At 69.5% G+C, this 20,311-nt stretch carries 18 protein-coding genes; 6 read left to right on the forward strand and 12 right to left on the reverse strand.

The window, feature by feature from the left end:
* Positions 1-71: 71 nt before the first annotated feature.
* From purL to purS, 4 genes are all read right to left on the reverse strand, one after another.
* Complete coding sequence (gene purL, locus AB0395_RS05085) at positions 72-2,321, reverse strand: phosphoribosylformylglycinamidine synthase subunit PurL (RefSeq protein WP_366277338.1); 2,250 nt, start codon at positions 2,319-2,321, stop codon at positions 72-74.
* Between the two features lie 20 nt (positions 2,322-2,341).
* Positions 2,342-3,025, reverse strand: coding sequence for a phosphoribosylformylglycinamidine synthase subunit PurQ (gene purQ, locus AB0395_RS05090; protein ID WP_366277207.1), 684 nt, complete (start codon positions 3,023-3,025; stop codon positions 2,342-2,344).
* Between the two features lie 285 nt (positions 3,026-3,310).
* Positions 3,311-3,757: an ATP-binding protein gene (locus tag AB0395_RS05095; protein ID WP_366277209.1), complete on the reverse strand. Its 447-nt coding sequence runs from the start codon at positions 3,755-3,757 to the stop codon at positions 3,311-3,313.
* A gap of 172 nt (positions 3,758-3,929) precedes the next feature.
* The gene (gene purS / locus AB0395_RS05100) at positions 3,930-4,175 is read right to left on the reverse strand and encodes a phosphoribosylformylglycinamidine synthase subunit PurS (RefSeq protein ID WP_366277210.1); all 246 of its coding nucleotides are present in this window, start codon (positions 4,173-4,175) and stop codon (positions 3,930-3,932) included.
* A gap of 414 nt (positions 4,176-4,589) precedes the next feature.
* Here purS and pdhA point away from each other — a divergent pair, with 414 nt between their 5' ends.
* From pdhA to AB0395_RS05120, 4 genes are all read left to right on the forward strand, one after another.
* The gene (gene pdhA, locus AB0395_RS05105; RefSeq protein ID WP_366277212.1) at positions 4,590-5,681 is read left to right on the forward strand and encodes a pyruvate dehydrogenase (acetyl-transferring) E1 component subunit alpha; all 1,092 of its coding nucleotides are present in this window, start codon (positions 4,590-4,592) and stop codon (positions 5,679-5,681) included.
* The gene (locus AB0395_RS05110; RefSeq protein WP_366277214.1) at positions 5,678-6,661 is read left to right on the forward strand and encodes an alpha-ketoacid dehydrogenase subunit beta; all 984 of its coding nucleotides are present in this window, start codon (positions 5,678-5,680) and stop codon (positions 6,659-6,661) included. Before pdhA ends, AB0395_RS05110 begins: the two co-directional genes overlap by 4 nt.
* 13 nt (positions 6,662-6,674) lie before the next feature.
* Entirely contained in the window at positions 6,675-8,144 is a 1,470-nt protein-coding gene (locus tag AB0395_RS05115) for a dihydrolipoamide acetyltransferase family protein (protein WP_366277216.1), read from the forward strand.
* 758 nt (positions 8,145-8,902) lie between these two features.
* Positions 8,903-10,618 carry an ABC transporter ATP-binding protein gene (locus tag AB0395_RS05120; RefSeq protein WP_366277218.1) on the forward strand — a complete coding sequence of 572 codons (1,716 nt, stop codon included), beginning with the start codon at positions 8,903-8,905 and terminating at the stop codon, positions 10,616-10,618.
* A 308-nt stretch (positions 10,619-10,926) separates the two neighbouring features.
* Here the strand turns inward: AB0395_RS05120 and AB0395_RS05125 are convergent, their stop codons facing one another.
* A complete protein-coding gene (locus AB0395_RS05125) occupies positions 10,927-11,238 on the reverse strand; it encodes a hypothetical protein (RefSeq protein WP_366277220.1) in 312 nt (103 codons plus the stop codon).
* 269 nt (positions 11,239-11,507) lie between these two features.
* On the opposite strand from AB0395_RS05125, the gene AB0395_RS05130 reads away from it, so the two are divergent.
* Positions 11,508-11,801: a Dabb family protein gene (locus AB0395_RS05130; protein WP_366277222.1), complete on the forward strand. Its 294-nt coding sequence runs from the start codon at positions 11,508-11,510 to the stop codon at positions 11,799-11,801.
* Positions 11,802-11,912: 111 nt separating this feature from the next.
* Here the strand turns inward: AB0395_RS05130 and AB0395_RS05135 are convergent, their stop codons facing one another.
* From AB0395_RS05135 to AB0395_RS05150, 4 genes are all read right to left on the reverse strand, one after another.
* On the reverse strand, positions 11,913-12,137 hold the full coding sequence (locus AB0395_RS05135; RefSeq protein WP_366277224.1) for a DUF6458 family protein: 225 nt from the start codon (positions 12,135-12,137) through the stop codon (positions 11,913-11,915).
* Positions 12,138-12,205: 68 nt separating this feature from the next.
* On the reverse strand, positions 12,206-13,456 hold the full coding sequence (locus AB0395_RS05140) for an adenylosuccinate synthetase (protein WP_366277226.1): 1,251 nt from the start codon (positions 13,454-13,456) through the stop codon (positions 12,206-12,208).
* 24 nt (positions 13,457-13,480) lie between these two features.
* The gene (locus tag AB0395_RS05145) at positions 13,481-14,437 is read right to left on the reverse strand and encodes a hypothetical protein (RefSeq protein ID WP_366277227.1); all 957 of its coding nucleotides are present in this window, start codon (positions 14,435-14,437) and stop codon (positions 13,481-13,483) included.
* 244 nt (positions 14,438-14,681) lie between these two features.
* A complete protein-coding gene (locus tag AB0395_RS05150) occupies positions 14,682-15,203 on the reverse strand; it encodes a helix-turn-helix domain-containing protein (protein ID WP_366277229.1) in 522 nt (173 codons plus the stop codon).
* A gap of 103 nt (positions 15,204-15,306) precedes the next feature.
* Between AB0395_RS05150 and AB0395_RS05155 the strand changes: the two genes are divergently transcribed.
* The gene (locus tag AB0395_RS05155) at positions 15,307-16,218 is read left to right on the forward strand and encodes an LLM class F420-dependent oxidoreductase (protein ID WP_366277231.1); all 912 of its coding nucleotides are present in this window, start codon (positions 15,307-15,309) and stop codon (positions 16,216-16,218) included.
* 47 nt (positions 16,219-16,265) lie between these two features.
* Here AB0395_RS05155 and AB0395_RS05160 read toward each other — a convergent pair whose 3' ends face one another.
* From AB0395_RS05160 to AB0395_RS05170, 3 genes are all read right to left on the reverse strand, one after another.
* Positions 16,266-17,249, reverse strand: coding sequence for a lipopolysaccharide kinase InaA family protein (locus AB0395_RS05160; RefSeq protein ID WP_366277232.1), 984 nt, complete (start codon positions 17,247-17,249; stop codon positions 16,266-16,268).
* Positions 17,246-17,986 carry an NUDIX domain-containing protein gene (locus AB0395_RS05165; protein WP_366277233.1) on the reverse strand — a complete coding sequence of 247 codons (741 nt, stop codon included), beginning with the start codon at positions 17,984-17,986 and terminating at the stop codon, positions 17,246-17,248. The genes AB0395_RS05160 and AB0395_RS05165 overlap by 4 nt, the downstream gene beginning before the upstream one ends.
* Before the next feature lie 363 nt (positions 17,987-18,349).
* Complete coding sequence (locus AB0395_RS05170; protein WP_366277234.1) at positions 18,350-20,200, reverse strand: acyl-CoA dehydrogenase; 1,851 nt, start codon at positions 20,198-20,200, stop codon at positions 18,350-18,352.
* Positions 20,201-20,311 lie beyond the last annotated feature (111 nt).

A 20,311-nucleotide genomic window follows, 5' to 3' on the forward strand; every position in this document is an offset into this window, starting at 1 on the left:
CCGTACGACGCGGGGGCGCCGGGCGAGCCGTGTCCGGCTGCCCGACGCCCCCGTTCGTGTCGTGCCGTGGGTCAGCCGAAGATGCCCGGCAGGGTGGAGGTGTGGGTCTCCCGCAGCTCGGTGACCGGGATCTCCAGGACGTTCTCCACGACCAGGGCGTCGCCACCGGTGGTGCCCAGGCACTGGCAGGGCAGCTCGTTGGCGGCGCACAGCTCGGCGAAGGCGTCGAAGGACTCCGGGGCCACCGTCACCAGCGCGCGGGCGGTCGACTCGCTGAACAGCTCGACGAAGGCGTCCTCGCCGGGCAGCACGACCGAGCAGCCGACTCCCTGGGCGAGGGCGGACTCGGCCAGGGCGATGGCCAGGCCGCCGTCGGACAGGTCGTGGGAGCCGGTCAGCAGGCCACGTGCGGCGGCCTCGGTGAGCACCAGGGCCAGGGCGCGCTCGGCCTCCAGGTCCGCCTTGGGCGGCAGGCCGCCGAGGTGGCCGTGGGCCACGTGGGCCCATTCGGAGCCGCCGAACTCCTCCGCGGTCTCGCCGAGCAGCAGGACCTTCTGGTCCGGGGCCGTGAAGCCGCTGCGGACCCGCCCGGCCACGTCGTCGATCACGCCCAGCACGCCGACGACCGGGGTCGGGTGGATCGCGGTGGAGCCCGTCTGGTTGTAGAAGGAGACGTTTCCGCCGGTCACCGGCACACCGAGGGTCTTGCAGGCGTCGGCGAGGCCGCGGGTGGCCTCGGCGAACTGCCACATGACCTCGGGGTCCTCGGGAGAGCCGAAGTTGAGGCAGTTGGTCACCGCGAGCGGGGTCGCGCCGGTCACCGCCACGTTCCGGTAGGCCTCGGCCAGCGCGAGCTGCGCGCCGGCGTACGGGTCGAGCCTGGCGTAGCGGCCGTTGCCGTCGGTCGACAGCGCGATGCCCCTGGTCGTCTCCTCGGCGCCCGGCATGACCTCGCTGATCCGCAGCACCCCGGCGTCGGCGGGCTGGGCCAGTACGGTGTTGCCCCGGACGTAGCGGTCGTACTGGGAGGTGACCCACTCCTTGGACGCCAGGTTCGGCGAGCCGAGAAGCTGGAGCAGCGCCGCCCGCAGATCCTCGGGGCGGGCGAGATCGGCCGGGTCGTCGGCGTTGAGCGCGGCCTGACCGGCGGGCTCGTGGAACGGCCGCTCGTAGACCGGTCCCTCGTCGGCCGCCGTGCCCGGCGGGATGTCGACGATGGTCTCGCCGTGCCAGGTCATCACCAGGCGCCCGCCGTCGGTGACCTCGCCGATCACGGTCGCCGGGATGTCCCATTTGGCGCAGATCGCCATGAAGGCATCGATGTCGTCGGGCGTGACGACCGCCATCATGCGTTCCTGTGACTCGCTCATCAGGATCTCCTCGGGCCGCAGCGACGGGTCGCGCAGCGGGACGAGGTCCAGCCTGACGTCCATGCCGCCGGTGCCCTTGGCCGCCAGCTCGGTGGTCGCGCACGACACGCCGGCCGCGCCGAGATCCTGGATGCCCACGACCACGTCCGCCTGGTAGAGCTCCAGACAGCACTCGATCAGCAGCTTCTCCATGAACGGGTCGCCCACCTGGACACTGGGCCGCTTGGCGTGCGACTCGTCCTCGAAGGTGGCAGAGGCCAGGACGGACGCGCCGCCGATGCCGTCGGGGCCGGTCAGGGCGCCGAACAGCACGACCTTGTTGCCCGGTCCTGGAGCGGTGGCGAGCTTGATCTGGTCCTTGCGGAGCAGGCCGACGCACAGCGCGTTGACCAGCGGGTTACCGATGTAGCAGGGGTCGAAGACGACCTCGCCGCCGATGTTGGGCAGGCCCAGGCAGTTGCCGTAGTGGCTGATGCCCTCGACGACGCCGGGCAGCACCCGCCGCGTGTCATGGGCGTCGGCCGCGCCGAAGCGCAGGGCGTCCATCACCGCGATCGGCCTGGCGCCCATCGACATGATGTCGCGGACGATCCCGCCGACGCCGGTCGCCGCGCCCTGGTGCGGCTCGACGTACGACGGGTGGTTGTGCGACTCGATCTTGAAGGTGGCCGCCCAGCCGTCGCCGATGTCCACGACACCGGCGTTCTCCCCCATGCCGACCAGCAGCGCCTCGGACTTGGGAGCCTTGGTGCCGAACTGGCGCAGGTGCACCTTGGAGGACTTGTAGGAGCAGTGCTCGCTCCACATGACGCTGTAGATGGCCAGCTCGGAGCTGGTCGGCCTGCGGCCGAGGATCTCGCGGACCCGGTCGTACTCGTCGAGCTTCATGCCCAGCTCGGCGTACGGCTGCCGCTCGTCAGGAGTGTCCTGGGCCCGCTTGACGGTGTCCAGGTGCGGGGTCTCGTGCTCGCTCACAGGGTCACCAGCTTCTTCAGGATGGAGGTGAAGAACCCGCGGCCGTCCGTGCTCGGGGCGCCGGTGAGGTCCTCGACGGCGTGCTCGGGGTGCGGCATGAGGCCGACGATGTTGCCCGCTTCGTTGCGGATGCCCGCGATGTCGTTCAGCGAGCCGTTCGGGTTGCCCCCCACGTAGCGGAAGACGACCTGCCCGTTCGCCTCAAGGGCGCCCAGGGTGGCCTCGTCGGCGACGTAGCGGCCCTCGCCGTGCTTGACCGGCAGCACGATCTCCTGGCCCTCGGTGAAGTCGGAGGTCCAGGGCGTGGCGGTGCTCTCGACCCGGATGCCCTGGTCGCGGCAGATGTAGTGCAGTCCGGCGTTGCGCATCAGCGCGCCGGGCAGCAGATGGGCCTCGCAGAGGATCTGGAAGCCGTTGCAGGTGCCCAGGACGGGGAGCCCGGCCCTGGCAGCGGGGATCAGCTCCTCCATCAGCGGCGCGAACCTGGAGATCGCCCCGCACCGGAGGTAGTCCCCGTAGGAGAATCCGCCGGGCAGGAAGACCGCGTCCACACCCTTGAGATCGGGGTCGGCGTGCCACAGCGGGACGGCTTCGCCACCCGCGTGGCGCACGGCACGGGCCGCGTCCTGATCGTCAAGAGTTCCGGGAAAAGTGACGACGCCCACGCGGGCAGCACTCATGGCAGCGTTCCCCTCCACAAACGAGCGCCGCGCCGGCGTCTCTCACGTCGGACATCGGTCTGCGGCGGTGCGCCCAGGCTATCCGTTCCTGACAGGGAGGTCACACGCGGAGCCGTTCGATCGCACAGCTCACGGTCATCGCGACGACCTCTCGCCCGAGGGATCGCCCACCGTCCCGGGGCCGGGGAGCGGTGGTCACGGGAGAGCGCGGCAGGTGGCGGCGGATGCCGTACGGCTCGCGCCGTGAGGGGTGTGAGGGCCGTGCGCGACGCGCTGTGGGCGGTCTCACACCGCGGCGAGCACGCGCTCGCCGCGCAGCAGGAGGAGGGCGTCCTCGTCCCAGTCGAGATGCTTGCGCAGATGCACGGTCGTCCCCCGCCCCGGCGTGATGCCGAAGGCGATCTCGTCGACCACGGCCTGCATGATCAGGATGCCCCTGCCGTTCTCGGTGTCGCCCGGGGGGTAGTGCTCGGGGAGCCGCGCCAGGCCCTGCCCTCTGTCGATGATGCGGACGTCGCAGCGGCCGTAGCCGATCGCGACGTCGACCTCGTAGCGGTTCGCGGGGCCGCCGTGGCGGACCGCGTTGGCGCACGCCTCGGTGACCGCGAGCAGGATGTCGGACACGCAGCTTTCGGTGACGCCGAGTGAGCGCAGCGAGTCGCCCAGGGCCCTGCGGACCATCGGAATGCCGACGGCCTCTCTAGGCAGAGCCAGCGAGAACTCGATATCCACCGGATCCCCTTCCCGGGTCAGACGTCACCCTGTCAAGGTTTCCCCGCGGAATCCGGGCTAACCGCAAAATAACCTTAATGTTATTTAGTGTTGGTCAAGCTGTGGGATTGCGACACGCACAGAGGGTGATCTACCCGGACGTAGGGAATCTACCTACGCGATAGGTGACGATCTAGGACTCTACGGTGACTCTGTAGTCCTCGATCACGGTGTTGGCCAGCAGTGTCTCGGCCATCTTCCGCACTTCGGCGAGGGCGGCGTCGTCCGCGGGACCTTCGAGTTCGACCTCGAACCGCTTGCCCTGCCGTACCGCTGAGACACCGGAGAAGCCGAGCCGCGGCAGCGCGCGGGCGATCGCCTGGCCCTGCGCGTCGAGAATCTCGGGCTTCAGCATGACGTCGACGATGACGCGCGCCACGGTGTTCCTCCTGGTTGCAGCGGGGACGGTCCGGCGCCTCAAGAGTAACGGGCTCCGGTGGCTGTTCGTCTCCGGGTCCGGTGCCGTCCGCCGGGGAGTTCGGACGCCGGGGCCCGGCGCCGCCCGTGCGGGGCCCGTACGCGGGGAGGAGGGGACCGCCGAAAGGGGGAGGAGGAGACCATCCGTGCGTGGAGTGCGTCGAGGAGGTCGTTCGTGCGAGGGTGAAAGACAGTCGGGCGGGAAAAGGGGAGCGGTATGGGTGCCGAGGTAGGGCTTGCGCATAGGTATGTGCCCTCTGCCACGATGTCCACAGACGCGGACGATCCCCTACCAGTCGGATCGGCTGCGCGGCAAACCGGCCGGACAGCGATGGTGAACCCGTCTCTCGAGGCCCTGAGCACACAGGAGTGGCACGTGACAGTCGAGGCCCCTCGTGGTGCGGAAGCACCTGCGGAACTCGTCCAGTTGCTGACCCCCGAGGGGGAACGGGTCGAGCATCCCGACTACGACATCGATCTGACTCCGGAGGAGATCCGCGGGCTCTACCGCGACCTCGTCCTGGTTCGCCGCGTCGACCTGGAAGCCGTGGCCCTGCAACGTCAGGGTGAGCTGGGCCTGTGGGCCTCCCTGCTCGGCCAGGAGGCCGCGCAGATCGGCTCCGGGCGGGCGCTCACCGACGTGGACATGGCGTTCCCGACCTACCGCGAGCACGGCGTGGCCTGGTGCCGAGGCGTCGACCCGGTGAACCTGCTCGGCATGTTCCGAGGGGTCAACCACGGCGGATGGGATCCGGCCGAGCACAACTTCCACCTCTACACGATCGTCATCGGCAGCCAGACCCTGCACGCCGTCGGCTACGCCATGGGCGTCCAGCGTGACGGCAGCGAGGCCGCCACGATCGTCTACTTCGGCGACGGCGCCACCTCCCAGGGTGACGTGAACGAGTCGTTCATCTGGGCATCCGTCTTCAACGCTCCCGTCGTGTTCTTCTGCCAGAACAACCAGTGGGCCATCTCGGAGCCGCTGGAGAAGCAGTCACGCATCCCGCTGTACCGCAGGGCGAGCGGCTTCGGCTTCCCCGGCATCCGGGTCGACGGCAACGACGTCTTCGCCTGCCTCGCGGTCACCCGCAAGGCGCTGGCCGATGCCAGGTCGGGGCAGGGACCGATGCTGATCGAGGCCTTCACCTACCGGATGGGCGCGCACACCACCTCAGACGACCCGACCCGCTACCGGGTGGCGAGCGAGCTGGAGGCGTGGAAGCTCAAGGACCCGATCGAGCGGGTCCGCGCCTACATGTTCAAGAACGAGATCGCCGACCAGGAGTTCTTCGACGCCGTCGACGCCGAGGCCGACGAGCTGGGCAAGGACGTCCGCAGACGCTGTCTGGCACTACCCGATCCCGAGCCATTGGCGATCTTCGACCACGTGTACGCGGAGCCGCACCGGCTGATGGAGGAAGAACGCGCGGAGTTCGCCACCTACCTGGAGGGGTTCGAGGGATGACGACTCTCACGCTGGCCAAGGCACTCAACGAAGGCATGCGCAAGGCCATGGAGGACGACCCCAAGGTCCTCATCATGGGCGAGGACGTCGGCAAGCTCGGCGGCGTCTTCCGTGTCACGGACGGGCTGCAGAAGGACTTCGGCGAGCAGCGGGTCATCGACACCCCGCTGGCGGAGTCGGGCATCATCGGCACGGCCATCGGGCTCGCGCTCAGGGGGTACCGCCCCGTCTGCGAGATCCAGTTCGACGGCTTCGTCTTCCCCGCGGCCGACCAGATCATCACCCAGCTCGCCAAGATGCCGCTGCGCTCGCTGGGCAAGCTGAAGCTGCCCGTCGTGGTGCGGATCCCCTGCGGCGGAGGCATCGGGGCGGTCGAGCACCACAGCGAGTCGCCGGAGGCCTACTTCACCCACACCGCGGGGCTGCGGGTCGTGGCCTGCTCCAACCCCGCGGACGGCTACACGATGATCCAGCAGGCGATCCGGAGCGACGACCCGGTCGTCTTCTTCGAGCCCAAGCGGCGCTACTGGGAGAAGGCCGACGTCGACACCTCCTCCTCCGCCGCGGACTGGACGCCCTTCGACCAGGCCAGGGCGGTACGGCGCGGCACGGACGCGACCCTGCTCGCCTACGGGCCGATGGTGAAGACCTGCCTTGAGGCCGCGACGGCGGCGGAGGAGGACGGCAGGTCCCTCGAGGTGATCGACCTGCGCTCGCTCAACCCGCTGGACGTCGACCGGGTCGTGGAGTCGGTCGGCCGTACCGGGCGCTGCATCGTGGTCCACGAGGCCCCGGTCTACAACGGGTTCGGCGCCGAGATCGCGGCCAGGGTCACCGAGAAGTGCTTCTACAGCCTGGAGGCCCCGGTGCTGCGCGTCGGCGGCCCCTCCACGCCCTACCCGCCCTCCAGGCTTGAGGATCACTACCTTCCGGATCTGGACAGGGTCCTCGAAGCCGTCGACCGCGTGTTCGCGTTCTAGAGGGGAGGCGAAGATGAAGGAGTTCAAGCTCCCCGACGTGGGAGAGGGCCTGCTGGAGGCCGAGATCGTCCGCTGGCACGTGAAGCCAGGGGATCCGGTCAAGGTCAACCAGATCATCGTGGAGATCGAGACCGCGAAGGCCGTCGTCGAGCTGCCCTGCCCGTTCGAGGGCGTGGTCGCCGCCCTGCTGGCGGACGAGGGCGAGACCGTGGACGTCGGCAGGCCGATCATCACCGTGGACGACGGCACCGGCCCCGCCGCGGAACCCACGCGGGACGCCGGGACGGACACGGTCTCCGACGACCGGCAGGCCCTGGCGGACGACATGGTGCCCACGCTCCCCAAGCAGGAGCGGCAGCCCGTTCTGGTCGGCTACGGCGTCAAGCCGGGTACGGCGAAACGCCGCCCCCGCAAGCCGTCGCAGGCCGGTCCCGCCCAGCCTCCCGCCGCTCCACCCGCTCCACCCGCTCCGCCGTCCGTGGCGCCTGTCGCCGAGCCGCAGGCCCGGCCCGCCGCGCCCGCGGGGCAGGGCGCCCCCGGGGGTGCCGCAGGGAGCGTCGGCAGGAACGGTGCGGGAAAGACCGAGACGGGTACGGCTCCACGAGGCGCCGTGCTGGCCAAGCCTCCGGTGCGGAAGCTGGCCAAGGACCTCGGGGTCGACCTGACCACGCTCAGCGGGACCGGGCCGCAGGGGACGATCACCCGGGACGACGTCCACTCGGCGGTCGGCTCGCCGGGCCGTACGACCCAGCACACGGCCCTGGCCGCGGCGGGGCAGTGGCAGGACGAGGAGCGGATCCCCGTCAAGGGGGTGCGCAAGGCGACCGCGCAGGCGATGGTCGCCTCGGCGTTCACCGCGCCGCACGTCACGGAGTTCCTCCAGGTGGACGTGACCGGGACCATGGAGGCGGTCGGGCGGCTCCGGCAGCTTCCCGACCTCGCCGAGGTCAGGGTCTCGCCGCTGCTCCTGGTCGCCAAGGCGGTGCTCATCGCGGCCCGCCGCTATCCGATGGCCAACTCGTCGTGGGACGAGGCGAGCCAGGAGATCGTGGTCAAGCACAGGGTGAACCTGGGCATCGCCGCCGCGACCCCGCGTGGCCTGCTCGTTCCCAACATCAAGGACGCCCACGCCCTGTCCCTGCCCGAGCTCGCGGGCGCTCTGGGAGCCCTCGTGGAGACCGCGCGGGCCGGCCGTACCCAGCCTGCCGAGATGGCGGGCGGCACGATCACGATCACCAACGTGGGCGTGTTCGGAGTGGACGCGGGCACCCCGATCCTCAACCCGGGGGAGTCGGCCATCCTGGCCTTCGGACAGATCAGGGATCTTCCCTGGGTGGTCGACGGGCAGATCGTGCCGCGCAAGGTGTGCACGCTCGCGCTCTCCTTCGACCACCGGATCGTGGACGGCGAGCTCGGCTCGCTCTTCCTGCGCGATGTGGGAGCCATGCTGGAGGACCCCCTGCGCATGCTCGCCTGGGGCTGACAGACGGCGCGGTCCGCGCGGGCCATGCGAACGCGGCCCGCGCCGGTCAGGTGAACGACGATGAGCCCGCTCCCTCCAGGGGGAGCGGGCTCGTCCCGTTTCCACGCCCGCGCTTCCCCTGTCCGCGGCCTTCCACGCCTGCGTTCCCCGGGGCCGTCTCCCGAGTTTGACTTCTCGTTTGCCGTACCGCCCTTTCGGAGGTCTCTTGTGGCGAGTTTATGGGGATTGCGGGGAGTTTGGAGTGACTTGTTCACCGTGTCAACCGTTGCCGCTTCCGTGAATCTCGTGTGTCCGTCCTTTTGGTTTTCGGGAGCCGGGCTTTGCCGAATGAGCCCCCGTTTTGGGATGGCTGTGACCTGCTGTGATGAAGGGGTGAAGGGATGGCGCGGCGGGTTGGGGAAGACTGTGGAATAACTGGTTAAAACATCATCGATTCGGCTGGAATTTAGTGGCTAATGCACATATAGATGCTATTGTCGGAATTTGAAAGTTCACGGAAGGTCTGCCAGAAGGGAAAGCCAAATGAGACTCGACAAGCTCTTCCCGACCAGCGGTGCTCCGCTCGCGTGGGGCGGATGCCGCCGACGCCGTCGTTGGGGCGGTTGGGGCGGCTGGGGCTGGGGCGGCTGGTGGTAGTACCCTCAGCGACGAACCGGCGGGTTACCCGCCGGTTCTCGTTTTCGGCCCCCTCACCGAATTCGGCCTCAACGCCGAACGGGGCGGGACCGGCGGAGGACTCCGCACCCCCGGTCGCGCCCATGGTCTCCATCAGGGAGACCTTCGGGCGGTTCTGGCCCTACACCTGGGGCCTGCGCCGGTTGTTCGTGGCCGGAGTACTGCTGGCGATCGTCGCGGCCCTCTGCGAGATCGGTGCGATCCGGCTGTTCGGCTACATCACGGACGAGGTCCTCGCGGGACAGAACCTGGGCGCCTTCTGGGATCCCGCGTTCGCCTGGCTCGGCCTGATGGTCGTCGCGGGCCTGGCCTCCTTCGTGGGCGCGTACGCGACCTCCATCGGCGGCGAACGTTTCCTGCTGCGCCTGAGGGACACGGTGTTCTCGCACATGCAGACCCTGACCCCCGACTTCTTCGACAACCGCAGGCTGGGCGACCTGATGGCCCGGCTCACCGACGACATCGAGGCCATCGAGGAACTGGTCGGCTCCGGTGTGGTCAGGCTCCTCACGACAGTCGCCAGCATCGTCTTCTTCGCCGGGGCGGCCCTCTACACTCGGTGGGACCTCGCATTGGTGACGTTCGCGATGATCCCGGCGTTCCTGATCACCTCGAAGGTCTTCGCGTCGCGGTTCAGGAACGCCGCCGCGCGCGAGCGGCTCAGCAACGGGGCCATGAACAGCGTCATCGAGGAGGGCCTGGCCAACCAGTCCCTCGTCCAGGCGTTCAACCGCCAGGAGGCGGAGGCCGAGCGGCTGCACGCGGAGGGCGGCACCTGGTTGCGGGCCAACGTGGCGCAGGCCAGGCTCTCCGCGCTGTACGGACCGGTCGTCCAGGTCATCGAGACCATCTGCCTGCTCGTCGTCATCGGGTTCGGCGCGTGGGAGATCGTGGCGGATCGTCTCACCATCGGCGGCCTGCTCGCCTTCGCCGCCTACCTCGCCTCCCTCTACCCCGCGGTCCAGAGCCTCGGGCAGATCGCGCTCACCGTCTCCCAGGCGGCCGCGGGTTCCGACCGCGTCATCGAGATCCTGCGGACCGGGCCCGCCGTCGCCGACCGTGATGGGCTTGTCGCCCCCGCGACGCCGAGCCGCGGCAGGATCGACTTCGCCGAGGTCGGCTTCACCTACCCGAACAGGACGAGCCCCACGCTGCGGAACCTGTCCTTCAGTGCCGAGCCCGGCGAGCTCGTCGCGTGCGTCGGGCCGAGTGGCGCGGGCAAGTCCACCCTCACCAAGCTCCTGCTGCGGTTCTACGAGCCGACCGCGGGACGCATCCTGCTCGACGGGGTGGACATCCGCGACCTGCCGCGCCCCTCGCTGCGCGACGCCGTCACGGTCCTCCAGCAGGAGAACCTGCTCTTCTCGGGAACCGTGCGCGACAACATCGCCTACGGCCGTCCCGGAGCCGGCATGGACGAGATCGTCAGGGCCGCCGTCCTGGCGGACGTGCACGAGTTCGTCAGCGGACTTCCCCAGAAGTACGACACGCCCGTCGGGCAGCGTGGCCGTCTCCTGTCCGGCGGGCAGCGCCAGCGCATAGCCATCGCCAGGGCGATCCTGCGTGACGCGCCGGTGCTCGTCCTCGACGAGCCGATGACCGGTCTCGACCCGCCGACCGCCGCGCGGATCATGGGACCCCTCAGGCGGCTCATGTCCGGCCGCACGACCATCCTCATCACCCACGATCTCCGCCTCATCCCCGATACGGCTCGCACGATCGTGCTCGAAACCGCCCACCGCCCCCGCCGGGTGAGGATCAGGCTCGGCGAGTCACGCGAACTGCCGCGCCCGGTCTGAGGCCACGGTCCGGATCGGTGCCGTGCGAAGCCGCCGCCCGGTGTGGTGGGGCGATCCTGGAAAGCCGTGGTCCCGTGTGGACCCGAGAAGCCGTGGTCCCGTGTGGAAACGTGGTTGAACCCGTTCCCCGGAAGGGAAACGGGTTCAACCGCAGGGCAATCCGGTCCGTTTGTTTTCACCTCTGGTGAGGGCCGCCGATAACTTTTCGGCTTCCGGCCGGCGGGCTTTTCCCGGCAGGCCGAAAGGGAAACGTAAATCTCTCCTGGCCTGGCGCGGTTCTCAGGTGGGCGGGTCGCCCCGCCGACCGTCTACCACCACCAGTCGTCGCCCCAGCCGCCGTCCCAGTTGTTCCATCGCCAGCCGCCGCCACCCCGCCAGCCGCCCCGCCAGCCGCCGCCCCGCCAGCCGCCGCCCCGCCAGCCGCAGCCGCCGCCGCAGCGACAACAGCGGCGCCTCCAGCAGCATCCCGCGAGGAAGCCCGCCGAGGTGACCGTCTGGACGGCCGGGGTTGTGGAGGTGGGGGTGACCGTGGCTCCGGCCGGACCCGGGATGAGAGCTCCGGCGAGTAGTCCCGCGCCCATGGTGCTCGCGACGAACGAGGCAGCAGTCTTCAATCTCATGCGGTCCTCCGGTTTCACGCGAAGACGGTTTCGCCCTCCTGGGCTTCGAACACCCCAAACATCGCAGGAGACGCACCTACCACGACACCGCAAAGCACTTATGCTTTGGCAAAGGCCCATATACCTGTATAAATAAGAAATAAATTGTACATATCATGCCATTTCAGGCAGGGAACTCGCTGTCATGATGAATGCGAACCGGGTACCCGTTCTCGCCTTCGGGAAAGCGTGGCCGTACGCTTGCTGGGCACCCGAACGAAGGGAAGATCATGTTCCGGCATGTCGTGCTGTTCACCTGGGCCGAAGGGGCCACCGACGAGCAGAAGGCTGTGGTCGCGACCGAGCTCGGCAAGCTGACAGGGATCATCCCGGAGATCCGCTCGTACACCCTCGGCGCCGACGCGGGCGTGAACCCGGGCAACCACGAGTTCGCCGTCGTCGCGGACTTCGACAGCGTCGACGACTACCTGGTCTACCGTGACCACCCGGTGCACCAGGCCGTGATCGCCGAGCACATCAAGCCCATCGTGGCGACGAGGGCCGCCGCGCAGTTCGTCTTCTGACCTCGGCGGCCAGCCTCCCGTTTCCCTCCGAGAGACGTTTTCTCGCGGAGAGGCGGACCTGGTCGGCGTCGGCGGGCGGGGGTGATCCGGTGAACGCCGCGAGATCCCCCGCTAGTCTCCCGAGGGGTTGTTCTCGCGGTGCATCAGGCGCTCCTCCGACGTCCTCCCGCGCCTGGGCGCCAGAACGACGCTCAGCACGATCCCGACGGCGCCGACGATCATGAAGATCAGGCCGATGACGTCGATGTGCACATCCTTGCCCAGGACGTCGGGTTCGATGGCGAAGCGGAGGATGGCGCCGATCGTGAGAAAGAAGATGCTGACCCCGACACCCATCAGGCCCTCCGGATGTGAGCAGACGCGAGCAGGTGAGTAATGGGCGGGCAAAGTGCTCCCCCTGACGGTCATACCCTCTCCGGCGCGATCACACTATTCAGGCGCCTTTTGTCCGTGGAGGTGGGACCCCAGGAGCCCAGGAAAACCGGCACGCCCAGCGCGTCCGCGACCGCCCCCGGCCAATCGTCGACGCCGTCCACGTAGCGCGGGCGCGCCCCCAGTAGCCGCTCCGTCAGCCTCGCCTGACCGTCGAGGTCACCCGTCGCCCCCACCGGCAGCTCGCCGATGTCGTAGGAGACGCACATCCGCGAAACGGGGACGTCCAGGTGGGTGAGCGCGAGCGCGTCCGCCCCGCCCGCGACCGCCAGCGCGTAGCGGTGTGCGACGGCGTCGAAGTGGCCGACCCGGAAAGGGCCCTGCCACAGGCCCGTCCCGTTGTGCCGCTCGGCCGTCTCCAGCGTCCGGTCCTCGGTCACCAGCGGCCCTGGACCGTGCCGGGGAGTGTAGGAGCGCAGCACGCCCAGCCGCATTGCGGACGCCCCGCCGAGCAGGTCCAGCGCGTTGGCGAAGGTCGTCGTGCTCCAGGTCGTGTACGGATGGAAGCCGTGCCACTCGTCGAGCAGCACCCCCTGCGCCCCCTCGAAGACCACGGGGCCCTCACGCAGCAGGGCGTCCACGAACGCGGAGTCCGTGAGGGGCACCCGCTCGGCGAACGCCCGGTAGGCCGCCACGCAGTCCTCGACGGGGGGAACCGTCATCTGGCCCGTCACCGGCCCCGCCGTCCACCAGGCCGCCTCGAGCTCCCGGCGGAGGGCGTGCAGCTTGTGCGCGAGCCGTACGGGCTGCTCGCAGTCGCCGACGGTCGGCGCGAGGGCCGGGTGTCCCAGGGCGTAGGCGACGGTCTCTCCGACGCCCATCCCGCAGGACCCGTGCCGCTTCTCGCCGCGGGCCAGCTCCCTGGCCCGCCCGGCCGCCACATGGTACGGCGTGGCGAGCAGGGCGTCCCTGTCCACGGTGAGCAGCCCGAACGGGTCCGGCACGCCCAGCCTGGCCAGGTTCGCGGCCTCGGAGGCCAGGGCGAGCGGGTCCACGATCGTGAAGCGCGACAGGTGGGTCGGAACGCCCCGGAAGGTTCCGGCTCCGAACTGGGCGAAGGTGTGGTGCCGCCCGTCGGGCAGGACCACGTTGTGCGCCGCCTGACCGCCCCCGTTGAAGCGGACCACCGCCTGTACCGGCTCCTGCGCGCAGAGCCAGTCCACGACGGTCCCCTTGCCCGCGTCGCCGTACCCGAGGTCGGTCACGATCACGTGTTCACGCATGAGAGACCCTCCTGATCCGCCTGTTCACAGGCGGATCACCCCGCTGTCGCCGCCGACGTCCAGCCCCTCGGTCACCACGAGCGAGCGCCGGCCCAGCCTGGACAGCGCCCTGCCCACGGCCTCACCGGCGGCCGAGCCGAGCTCGTCGAGGTCGTCCAGCCCCTCGTCCAGGTCGATGGCGTCCTCGCCGAGACCAACGGTGAGCGCGATGGTCTCGCAGACCGCGTCGAGGTCGTCCAGTTCGAGCACGTTCTGGCCGAGCAGTTCGCGCCATGCGGTCAGCACCTCGCCGTCTCCCGAGTTGCTCGCCCCCGCGGGCAGGATGTAGTAGACGTCGTAGATCCTGGTCAGCTCGGCCACGATCTCCTTCGTCGAGATGTCCTGCCGCAGCCTGTCGCCGATCACCTGGCTGACCTGACGGCGGCTGACCTTCGGATAGGGCAGCTCGTCGCCGATGATGAACAGGTACCCCCTGCGTCCCCGCCTCTCGAAGCAGTCGAGCGAGGTGTGCCTGGCCATGAAGTACATCGCCAGCTCGTATGACTCGGTCTTCTGCCCGCCGCCCCCGCCCTCCAGCAGGATCTTGCCGAGGTCCTCGTCCATCCGGTTGTCGGACTCGAACTGGCCGATCTGCAGCGGGGCGCGGTCGCAGGTCGCGTCGCCGATCGCGCCGAAGAGGATCTGCGGGTCGGTGGCGTAGCCCTTGCGCAGCAGCAGGCCGAGCAGGTCGGGCAGCTTGGTCTGAAGCGTTCTGGGCACCCCGCCCATCGAGCCCGTCACGTCGAACAGGACCGCGACGGCGAGCGTGTCGGGGTGTTCGCCGGAGTCGCGGCTCTCGCGGGCCGTGACGCCGTGCGGGTCGAGGTCCTCGTGCGCGGTACGTGCGCCGCTGTCGCTGTAGGCGAAGGCGCTCGTGCCCTTGGCGGCGCGGTAGCTCGCGGCGGCGGTGTAGACGTCGGTCGACCAGATTCCGCTTCCCATGGGGTCTCCTGATTCCGGGCCGGGGCCGGTGCCTGCCGGGCCCGTGAAGGTCGTCGAGGGGGCGCGGGATTTCCCGCCGAGCCGCCGAAACCGCCGAAACCGCCGGAACCGTTCGGAGACGGCTCTGCTTCGACGCGACGGAGGGCTGACTCCCTCTGTTGTTCTCAGGTTGAGATAGTCTCATTATGAGAATAACGATGGTCGGCGTCAAGCCGTGCGATCCCTTTGCGGGGGTACGGCGCGCTCAGCGCCTGAGGCCGTCGAGTATCACGGTGGTCAGATAGTCGTCCGCGCGAGCCCCGGGGCGGCAGATGGCCACGTTGAGCAGGGCGATGACCTCGCTGGGCGGGATGTCCTCGCGCAGCGTCCCCTCCTCCTGGGCGCCCTTGGCGAGCTGCTCGAACAGGGCGTTGAGGTCGCGCTCGAGCCGTGGCAGCTCGGGGTGGGAGATCGGCGTGGACGACAGCGTCTTGGCCAGGCCCAGAGGTAGCCCGGCGCAGTGCTCGACGACCAGGCGCAGGACCTGCCAGCGCGGCGTCTCCTCCGCGGCGGCGGCTCTGCTGAACGTCATGAGCCGCTGCAGCGTGTCGACGGCTATCTCCTCCAGCAGGGCCTGCCGGTCGGGGAAGTGGCGATAAAGGGTGCCGACGCCGAGCCCCGCGGCGCGGGCGATCTCCTCCATCGACACTCTCGCGCCGTGTTCGGCGAACAGGTCGAGCGCGGTCGTGACGATGAGCTCGCGGTTGCGTCGCGCGTCGGCTCGCACGGATCCGCCCTTCTTCGTTGGCCGGTCAAGCGGAATCCCGGCCTCAGGTTAATGTAGCGTGAGCTATCGGAACCTGAGGATCCGATTCACTTTATGAGGGTTTGTGAGGACAGGCCTCTACATCAGCGGTGTCGGTCTGAGTCTGGACGCCATGATCGGACAGGTGCGCACGGCGGCGGAGGCCGGGCTCGACAGCGCCTTCTTCAGCCAGCTCACCTCGTGGGACGCGCTCACCGTGCTGACACTCAGCGCGAGCCAGGTGCCGGGCATCGACCTGGGAACCGCGATCGTGCAGACCTATCCCCGGCATCCGCTCGTGCTGGCCGGGCAGGCGCTCACGGCGCAGGCGGTCAGTGGGAACCGCCTCACCCTCGGCATCGGGCCCAGCCACCAGCAGGTCATCGAGGGGCAGTTCGGCTACTCCTACGACCGGCCTGCCCGGCATATCAGGGAATACCTCTCGGCGCTGCGGCCGCTGCTGCGCGGCGAGCACGTCGAATACCGGGGGCAGACCCTCACCGCCTCGGGACAGGTGGACGTGCCGGGCGCGAAGCCGCCCTCCGTGCTGCTCTCCGCGCTCGGCCCGGTCATGCTGCGCGTCGCGGGCCAGCTCGCGGACGGCACGGTGACCGTGTGGACGGGGCCCGAGGCGATCGCCGACCACATCCGGCCCGCGATCACCCGCGCCGCCTCGGAGGCCGGGCGGCCCGATCCCCGGATCGTGGCCACGGTCATGGTGAGCGTCACCGCCGATCCCGACGGTGTCCGGCAGCGGGTGGCCGATCAGGTGGGGTTCACCGCGAGCTTTTCCAGCTACCGGACCATCCTCGACCGCCAGGGCAAGGCGGGGGTTCACGAGACGGTCGTGGCGGGCGACGAGACGACCGTGGAGAAGGCGCTGCTGAGATACGCGGAAGCCGGGGCGACGGAGCTGGTGGTGAGCCCGTTCGGCACCGAGCACGAGCGGTCGCGGACCATCGAACTGCTCGCCTCCCTGCGCGGGTCTCGGCGGTGATCGGATCACAGCGGTGATCGGGGTCCGGCGGCGGGCAGGAGCGGGCCTCAGAGGTGCAGAGGCCGATACTTCCGCGGGCCGTAGAGATCGTCGAGCAGGTCGTCGAGTTCGCTCAGCAGCCGCCAGGCGTCACGGGGCGGGCCGATCAGGCTTCCCCGTACGAAACGGCGGATCGCGGCGGGAGCCCGGTCGCCCATGAGGGCGGCCACGCAGCGGGTGGCGAGCCTGATGTCGGTGGCCTCGGTCGCGGGCCTGCCCTCAAGGACCTCCCGCGGGTAGTCGTCGCGGTGCCGGGCGACCAGGACGGTCAGCGGGCTGCCGAGCGGAACCGACTGGCTCCAGTCGACGAGCACCAGGCCGTGGTCGAGCGGATGGACCAGGACGTGGTGCCCGAACACCGCGCCGTGCACGACCCCGGCCTTGTGGGCTGCCCCGATCACGACCAGTAGCCGCCGCCAGATCCACGCCGCGTCCCTCGGGTCCAGCACGGGCCGCAACCGTGTGATCTCCGCCAGGCTCACGAACCCTTCCGGGACCCGGCTGATCACGTTGGCCTGCCGTTCGACCCCGTCCGAGCGGTGCCTGAACGACTCGACCAGCCGGGGCACGTACGGCAGCAGGAGCGGGTCGCCCTCACGCTCGATCGTCCTGAGCGCGTCCGCCTCGCGCCGCATGAGGTCGTTGTCGGCGTGGCTGCGCGGAACCTTGAGCAGGGTGTCGGGGCCGCTCTCGTACAGCACGGCCGTTGCGCCCCTGCGGAGCACCTTTCCGACGCGGTAGGTTCCCCGTCTCGTGGTGATCACCGTCTCGGAGCCCGCGCCGCGTGTGGTTCCCGCGCTCTTCCCGCCGTGCGCCGCCCACAGCCCGGCCAGCTTGGCGAAAGCCTCCGCGGTTTCGGGGCCGGGCGCGAGGTCGGGATGGAGGAGCCGTGCCAGTCTCCGGTAGGCCTGTTTCGGCGACTCCCCGCCGAACAGGTCCTCCGGGGTACGGGCGGCACAGACCAGCGCGATCGCCTCTTCCCTGGGGGTCATCGGACCTCCTCCTCCCTGGCGGGCCGCAGCAGCGCAGGGTGGAGAAGACGGGCGTCCCCGGCGCGGTAGAGCTTCGCGCGGGGTCCGCCGCGGGTCCCGCCGCTCTCCGTGGCCTCCCCGGTGCTCTCCACGAACCCGGGCACCGAGAGGACCTTGCGGTGGAAGTTACCCGCGTGCAGCGAGACGCCCCACACCGTCTCGTAGACACCGCGAAGCTCGGAGATCGTGAACGTCTCGCCGACGAACGTGGTGGCCAGCGGGGTGTACTCCAGCTTGCTCCGCGCCCGCTCGAGGCCGTCCGCGAGGATGCGCGAGTGGTCGAAGGCCAGCTCCGGCAGCCGGTTGGCCGGGTGCCAGGCGGCGTCCGCCGCATCCGACCCCGCTTTCGGGTCGGGCAGATCGGGGGCGAAGGCCAGGTAGGAGACCGAGACGACCCGCATCCTCGGATCCCGATCCGGTGTCCCGTAGCTGGCCAACTGCTCGATGTGCGCGCGGGGGGCGAGCCCGGTCTCCTCGGCCAGCTCCCGCTTCGCCGCCTCCGGCAGATCCTCGCCCGGCCTGATGAACCCCCCGGGCAGCGCCCACCGCCCCACGTGCGGGTACTGACCTCGCTCGACCAGCAGCACGTGCAGCACGCCCCCGAGAATGGTCAGCGCGACCACGTCGACCGTCACGGCGACCGCGGGAAACGCGCGCGGGTCGTACCCGGCCAGGAACTCGGATTCGTTCTCATCCACGACATGTCCTTCTCAGGTCCAGATAATCTCATTATGAGAATAACTATGTTCGCGTGTCAACGCTCACGAGACCTGGCGGCGCGCCGCCGGAGGACATCGGAAAGACGCATGGCTCGGAAGATGTACCCCGTAGCCCGTAAGGCGCGTGACTCGTAAGGAGCGTGACCAGGAAGACGTGGTTCGGCGGGCACGCGGCCCGGCGGACGCGTGGCCGGGAAGGGTGCGCACATATGACGCACATATGAAACGAGGGGTGGTCCTGCGGGCAGGACCACCCCTCGTTCTCGCCTGCCGCGGGAGCAGGTGATCTGGGCGGCCGATCCGGACGGCGGGTCCGGAGGAGAGGGCCGGGCGGAGGCGGGGTCAGAAGGCGTCTTCCGGCAGCTCCATCAGGCTCTGGTCGGTGTCCGCCAGCACGCGGCGCTCGGTGGCGACGCGGGGCAGGACGGTTCTGGCGAAGAACGACGCCGCCGCCACCTTACCCAGGTAGAACGACCGGTCGTTCCTGGCTGTTCCCGATCCGGGCGTGCCGTCGAGGGAGCCGAGCGCGGCCAGTGCCACCTCGGCCTGGCGCAGGAGCAGCCAGCCGATCACCACGTCGCCCAGGGCGAGCAGGAATCGGGTGGTGTTGAGGCCGACCTTGTAGACCTCCTCGGGGCTCTCCAGCGAGGCGATGGCCCAGCCCGCCATCGTGTCGGCCATGGCCTTGACCTCGTCGGCGGCCTCCTCAAGCAGCCCGCGCTCCTCCTTGAGACGGCCGTTGCCCGCCTCGGAGGCGGCGAAAGCCTTGACGTCGGTGTACAGCGAGCCGAGGGCGGCGCCCTGGTTGCGCAGGACCTTGCGGAAGAACAGGTCCAGGCCCTGGATCGCGGTCGTGCCCTCGTAGAGGGAGTCGATCTTGGAGTCGCGGACGTACTGCTCGATCGGGTAGTCCTGCAGGTAGCCCGAACCCCCCAGGGTCTGCAGCGAGCGGGCGAGCAGCTCGTAGGAGCGCTCCGAGCCGACGCCCTTGACCAGCGGGAGCAGCAGGTCGTTCATCGCCTCCGCGTGCTCGTCCCTGCGGCCCTCGAAGCCGGCGATCTGCACCGCGTCCTGGTAGGTGGCCGTCAGCAGCACCAGCGCCCGCATTCCCTCCGCGTACGACTTCTGGAGCATGAGCTCGCGGCGCACGTCCGGGTGGTGGGTGATGGTCACGCGCGGGGCGGACTTGTCGGCCATCTGGGTCAGGTCGGCGCCCTGCACCCGGGCCTTGGCGTACTCGAGGGCGTTCAGGTAGCCGGTCGAGAGCGTGGCGATCGCCTTGGTCCCGACCATCATCCGGGCGTGCTCGATGATCATGAACATCTGCCTGATGCCCTGGTGCACGTCGCCGATCAGCGTGCCGACGGCCGGGTGCCTCTCACCGAAGGTGAGCTCGCAGGTCGTGGAGGCCTTCAGGCCCATCTTCTTCTCGAGGTTGGTGACGTAGACGCCGTTGCGCTCGCCCAGCTCACCGGTCTCCAGGTCGACGTGGTACTTCGGGACCAGGAACATCGACAGGCCCTTCGTGCCGACGCCGTGCCCTTCGGGACGGGCCAGCACCAGGTGGAAGATGTTCTCGGCCAGATCGTGCTCGGCGCTGGTGATGAAGCGCTTGACGCCCTCGATGTGCCAGGTGCCGTCGGGCTGCCGTACGGCCTTCGCCCGGCCGGCGCCCACGTCGGAGCCCGCGTCGGGTTCGGTGAGCACCATGGTGGCGCCCCACTGCCTGTCGATGGCCAGCCGGGCGAAGCGCTTCTGCTCCTCGGTGCCGATGACGTGCATCACGTAGGCGAAGGCGGGGCCGCTGGCGTACATCCAGATGGCCGGGTTCGCGCCGAGGATCATCTCGGCGAGTGCCCAGTTGACGCTGTTCGGCAGGCCGGGGCCGCCCAGCTCGGCGGGCAGGCCGATGTTGGTCCACCCTCCGTCGCGGTAGGCGGCGAACGACTTCTTGAAGCCCTCCGGCATCGTCACCGCGCCGGTCGCGGGGTCGAAGACGGGCGGTTTGCGGTCGCCCTCCTCGAAGGAGTCGGCCAGCACGCCCGTCGCGAGGCGGTTGACCTCGTCGAGGATGCTCCGTACGACGTCCTCGTCCAGGTCCGCGTAGGGGCCGGTGCCCAGGATGTCCCTGCGCCCGAACACCTCGAAGAGATTGAACTCCACGTCGCGGAGGTTGCTCTTGTAGTGGCCCATGGGGATCTGCTCCTTGAAACCGGGGGGAACCGGACTGCTGCGTACTCGTGAGTAACCTTACTCGCAATGCTACCCGTCAGTAACCCCTAAAAAACTGTACCGGCAAGGACG

It is taken from the genome of Streptosporangium sp. NPDC051023 (assembly GCF_040689595.1).
Classification (GTDB): domain Bacteria; phylum Actinomycetota; class Actinomycetes; order Streptosporangiales; family Streptosporangiaceae; genus Streptosporangium.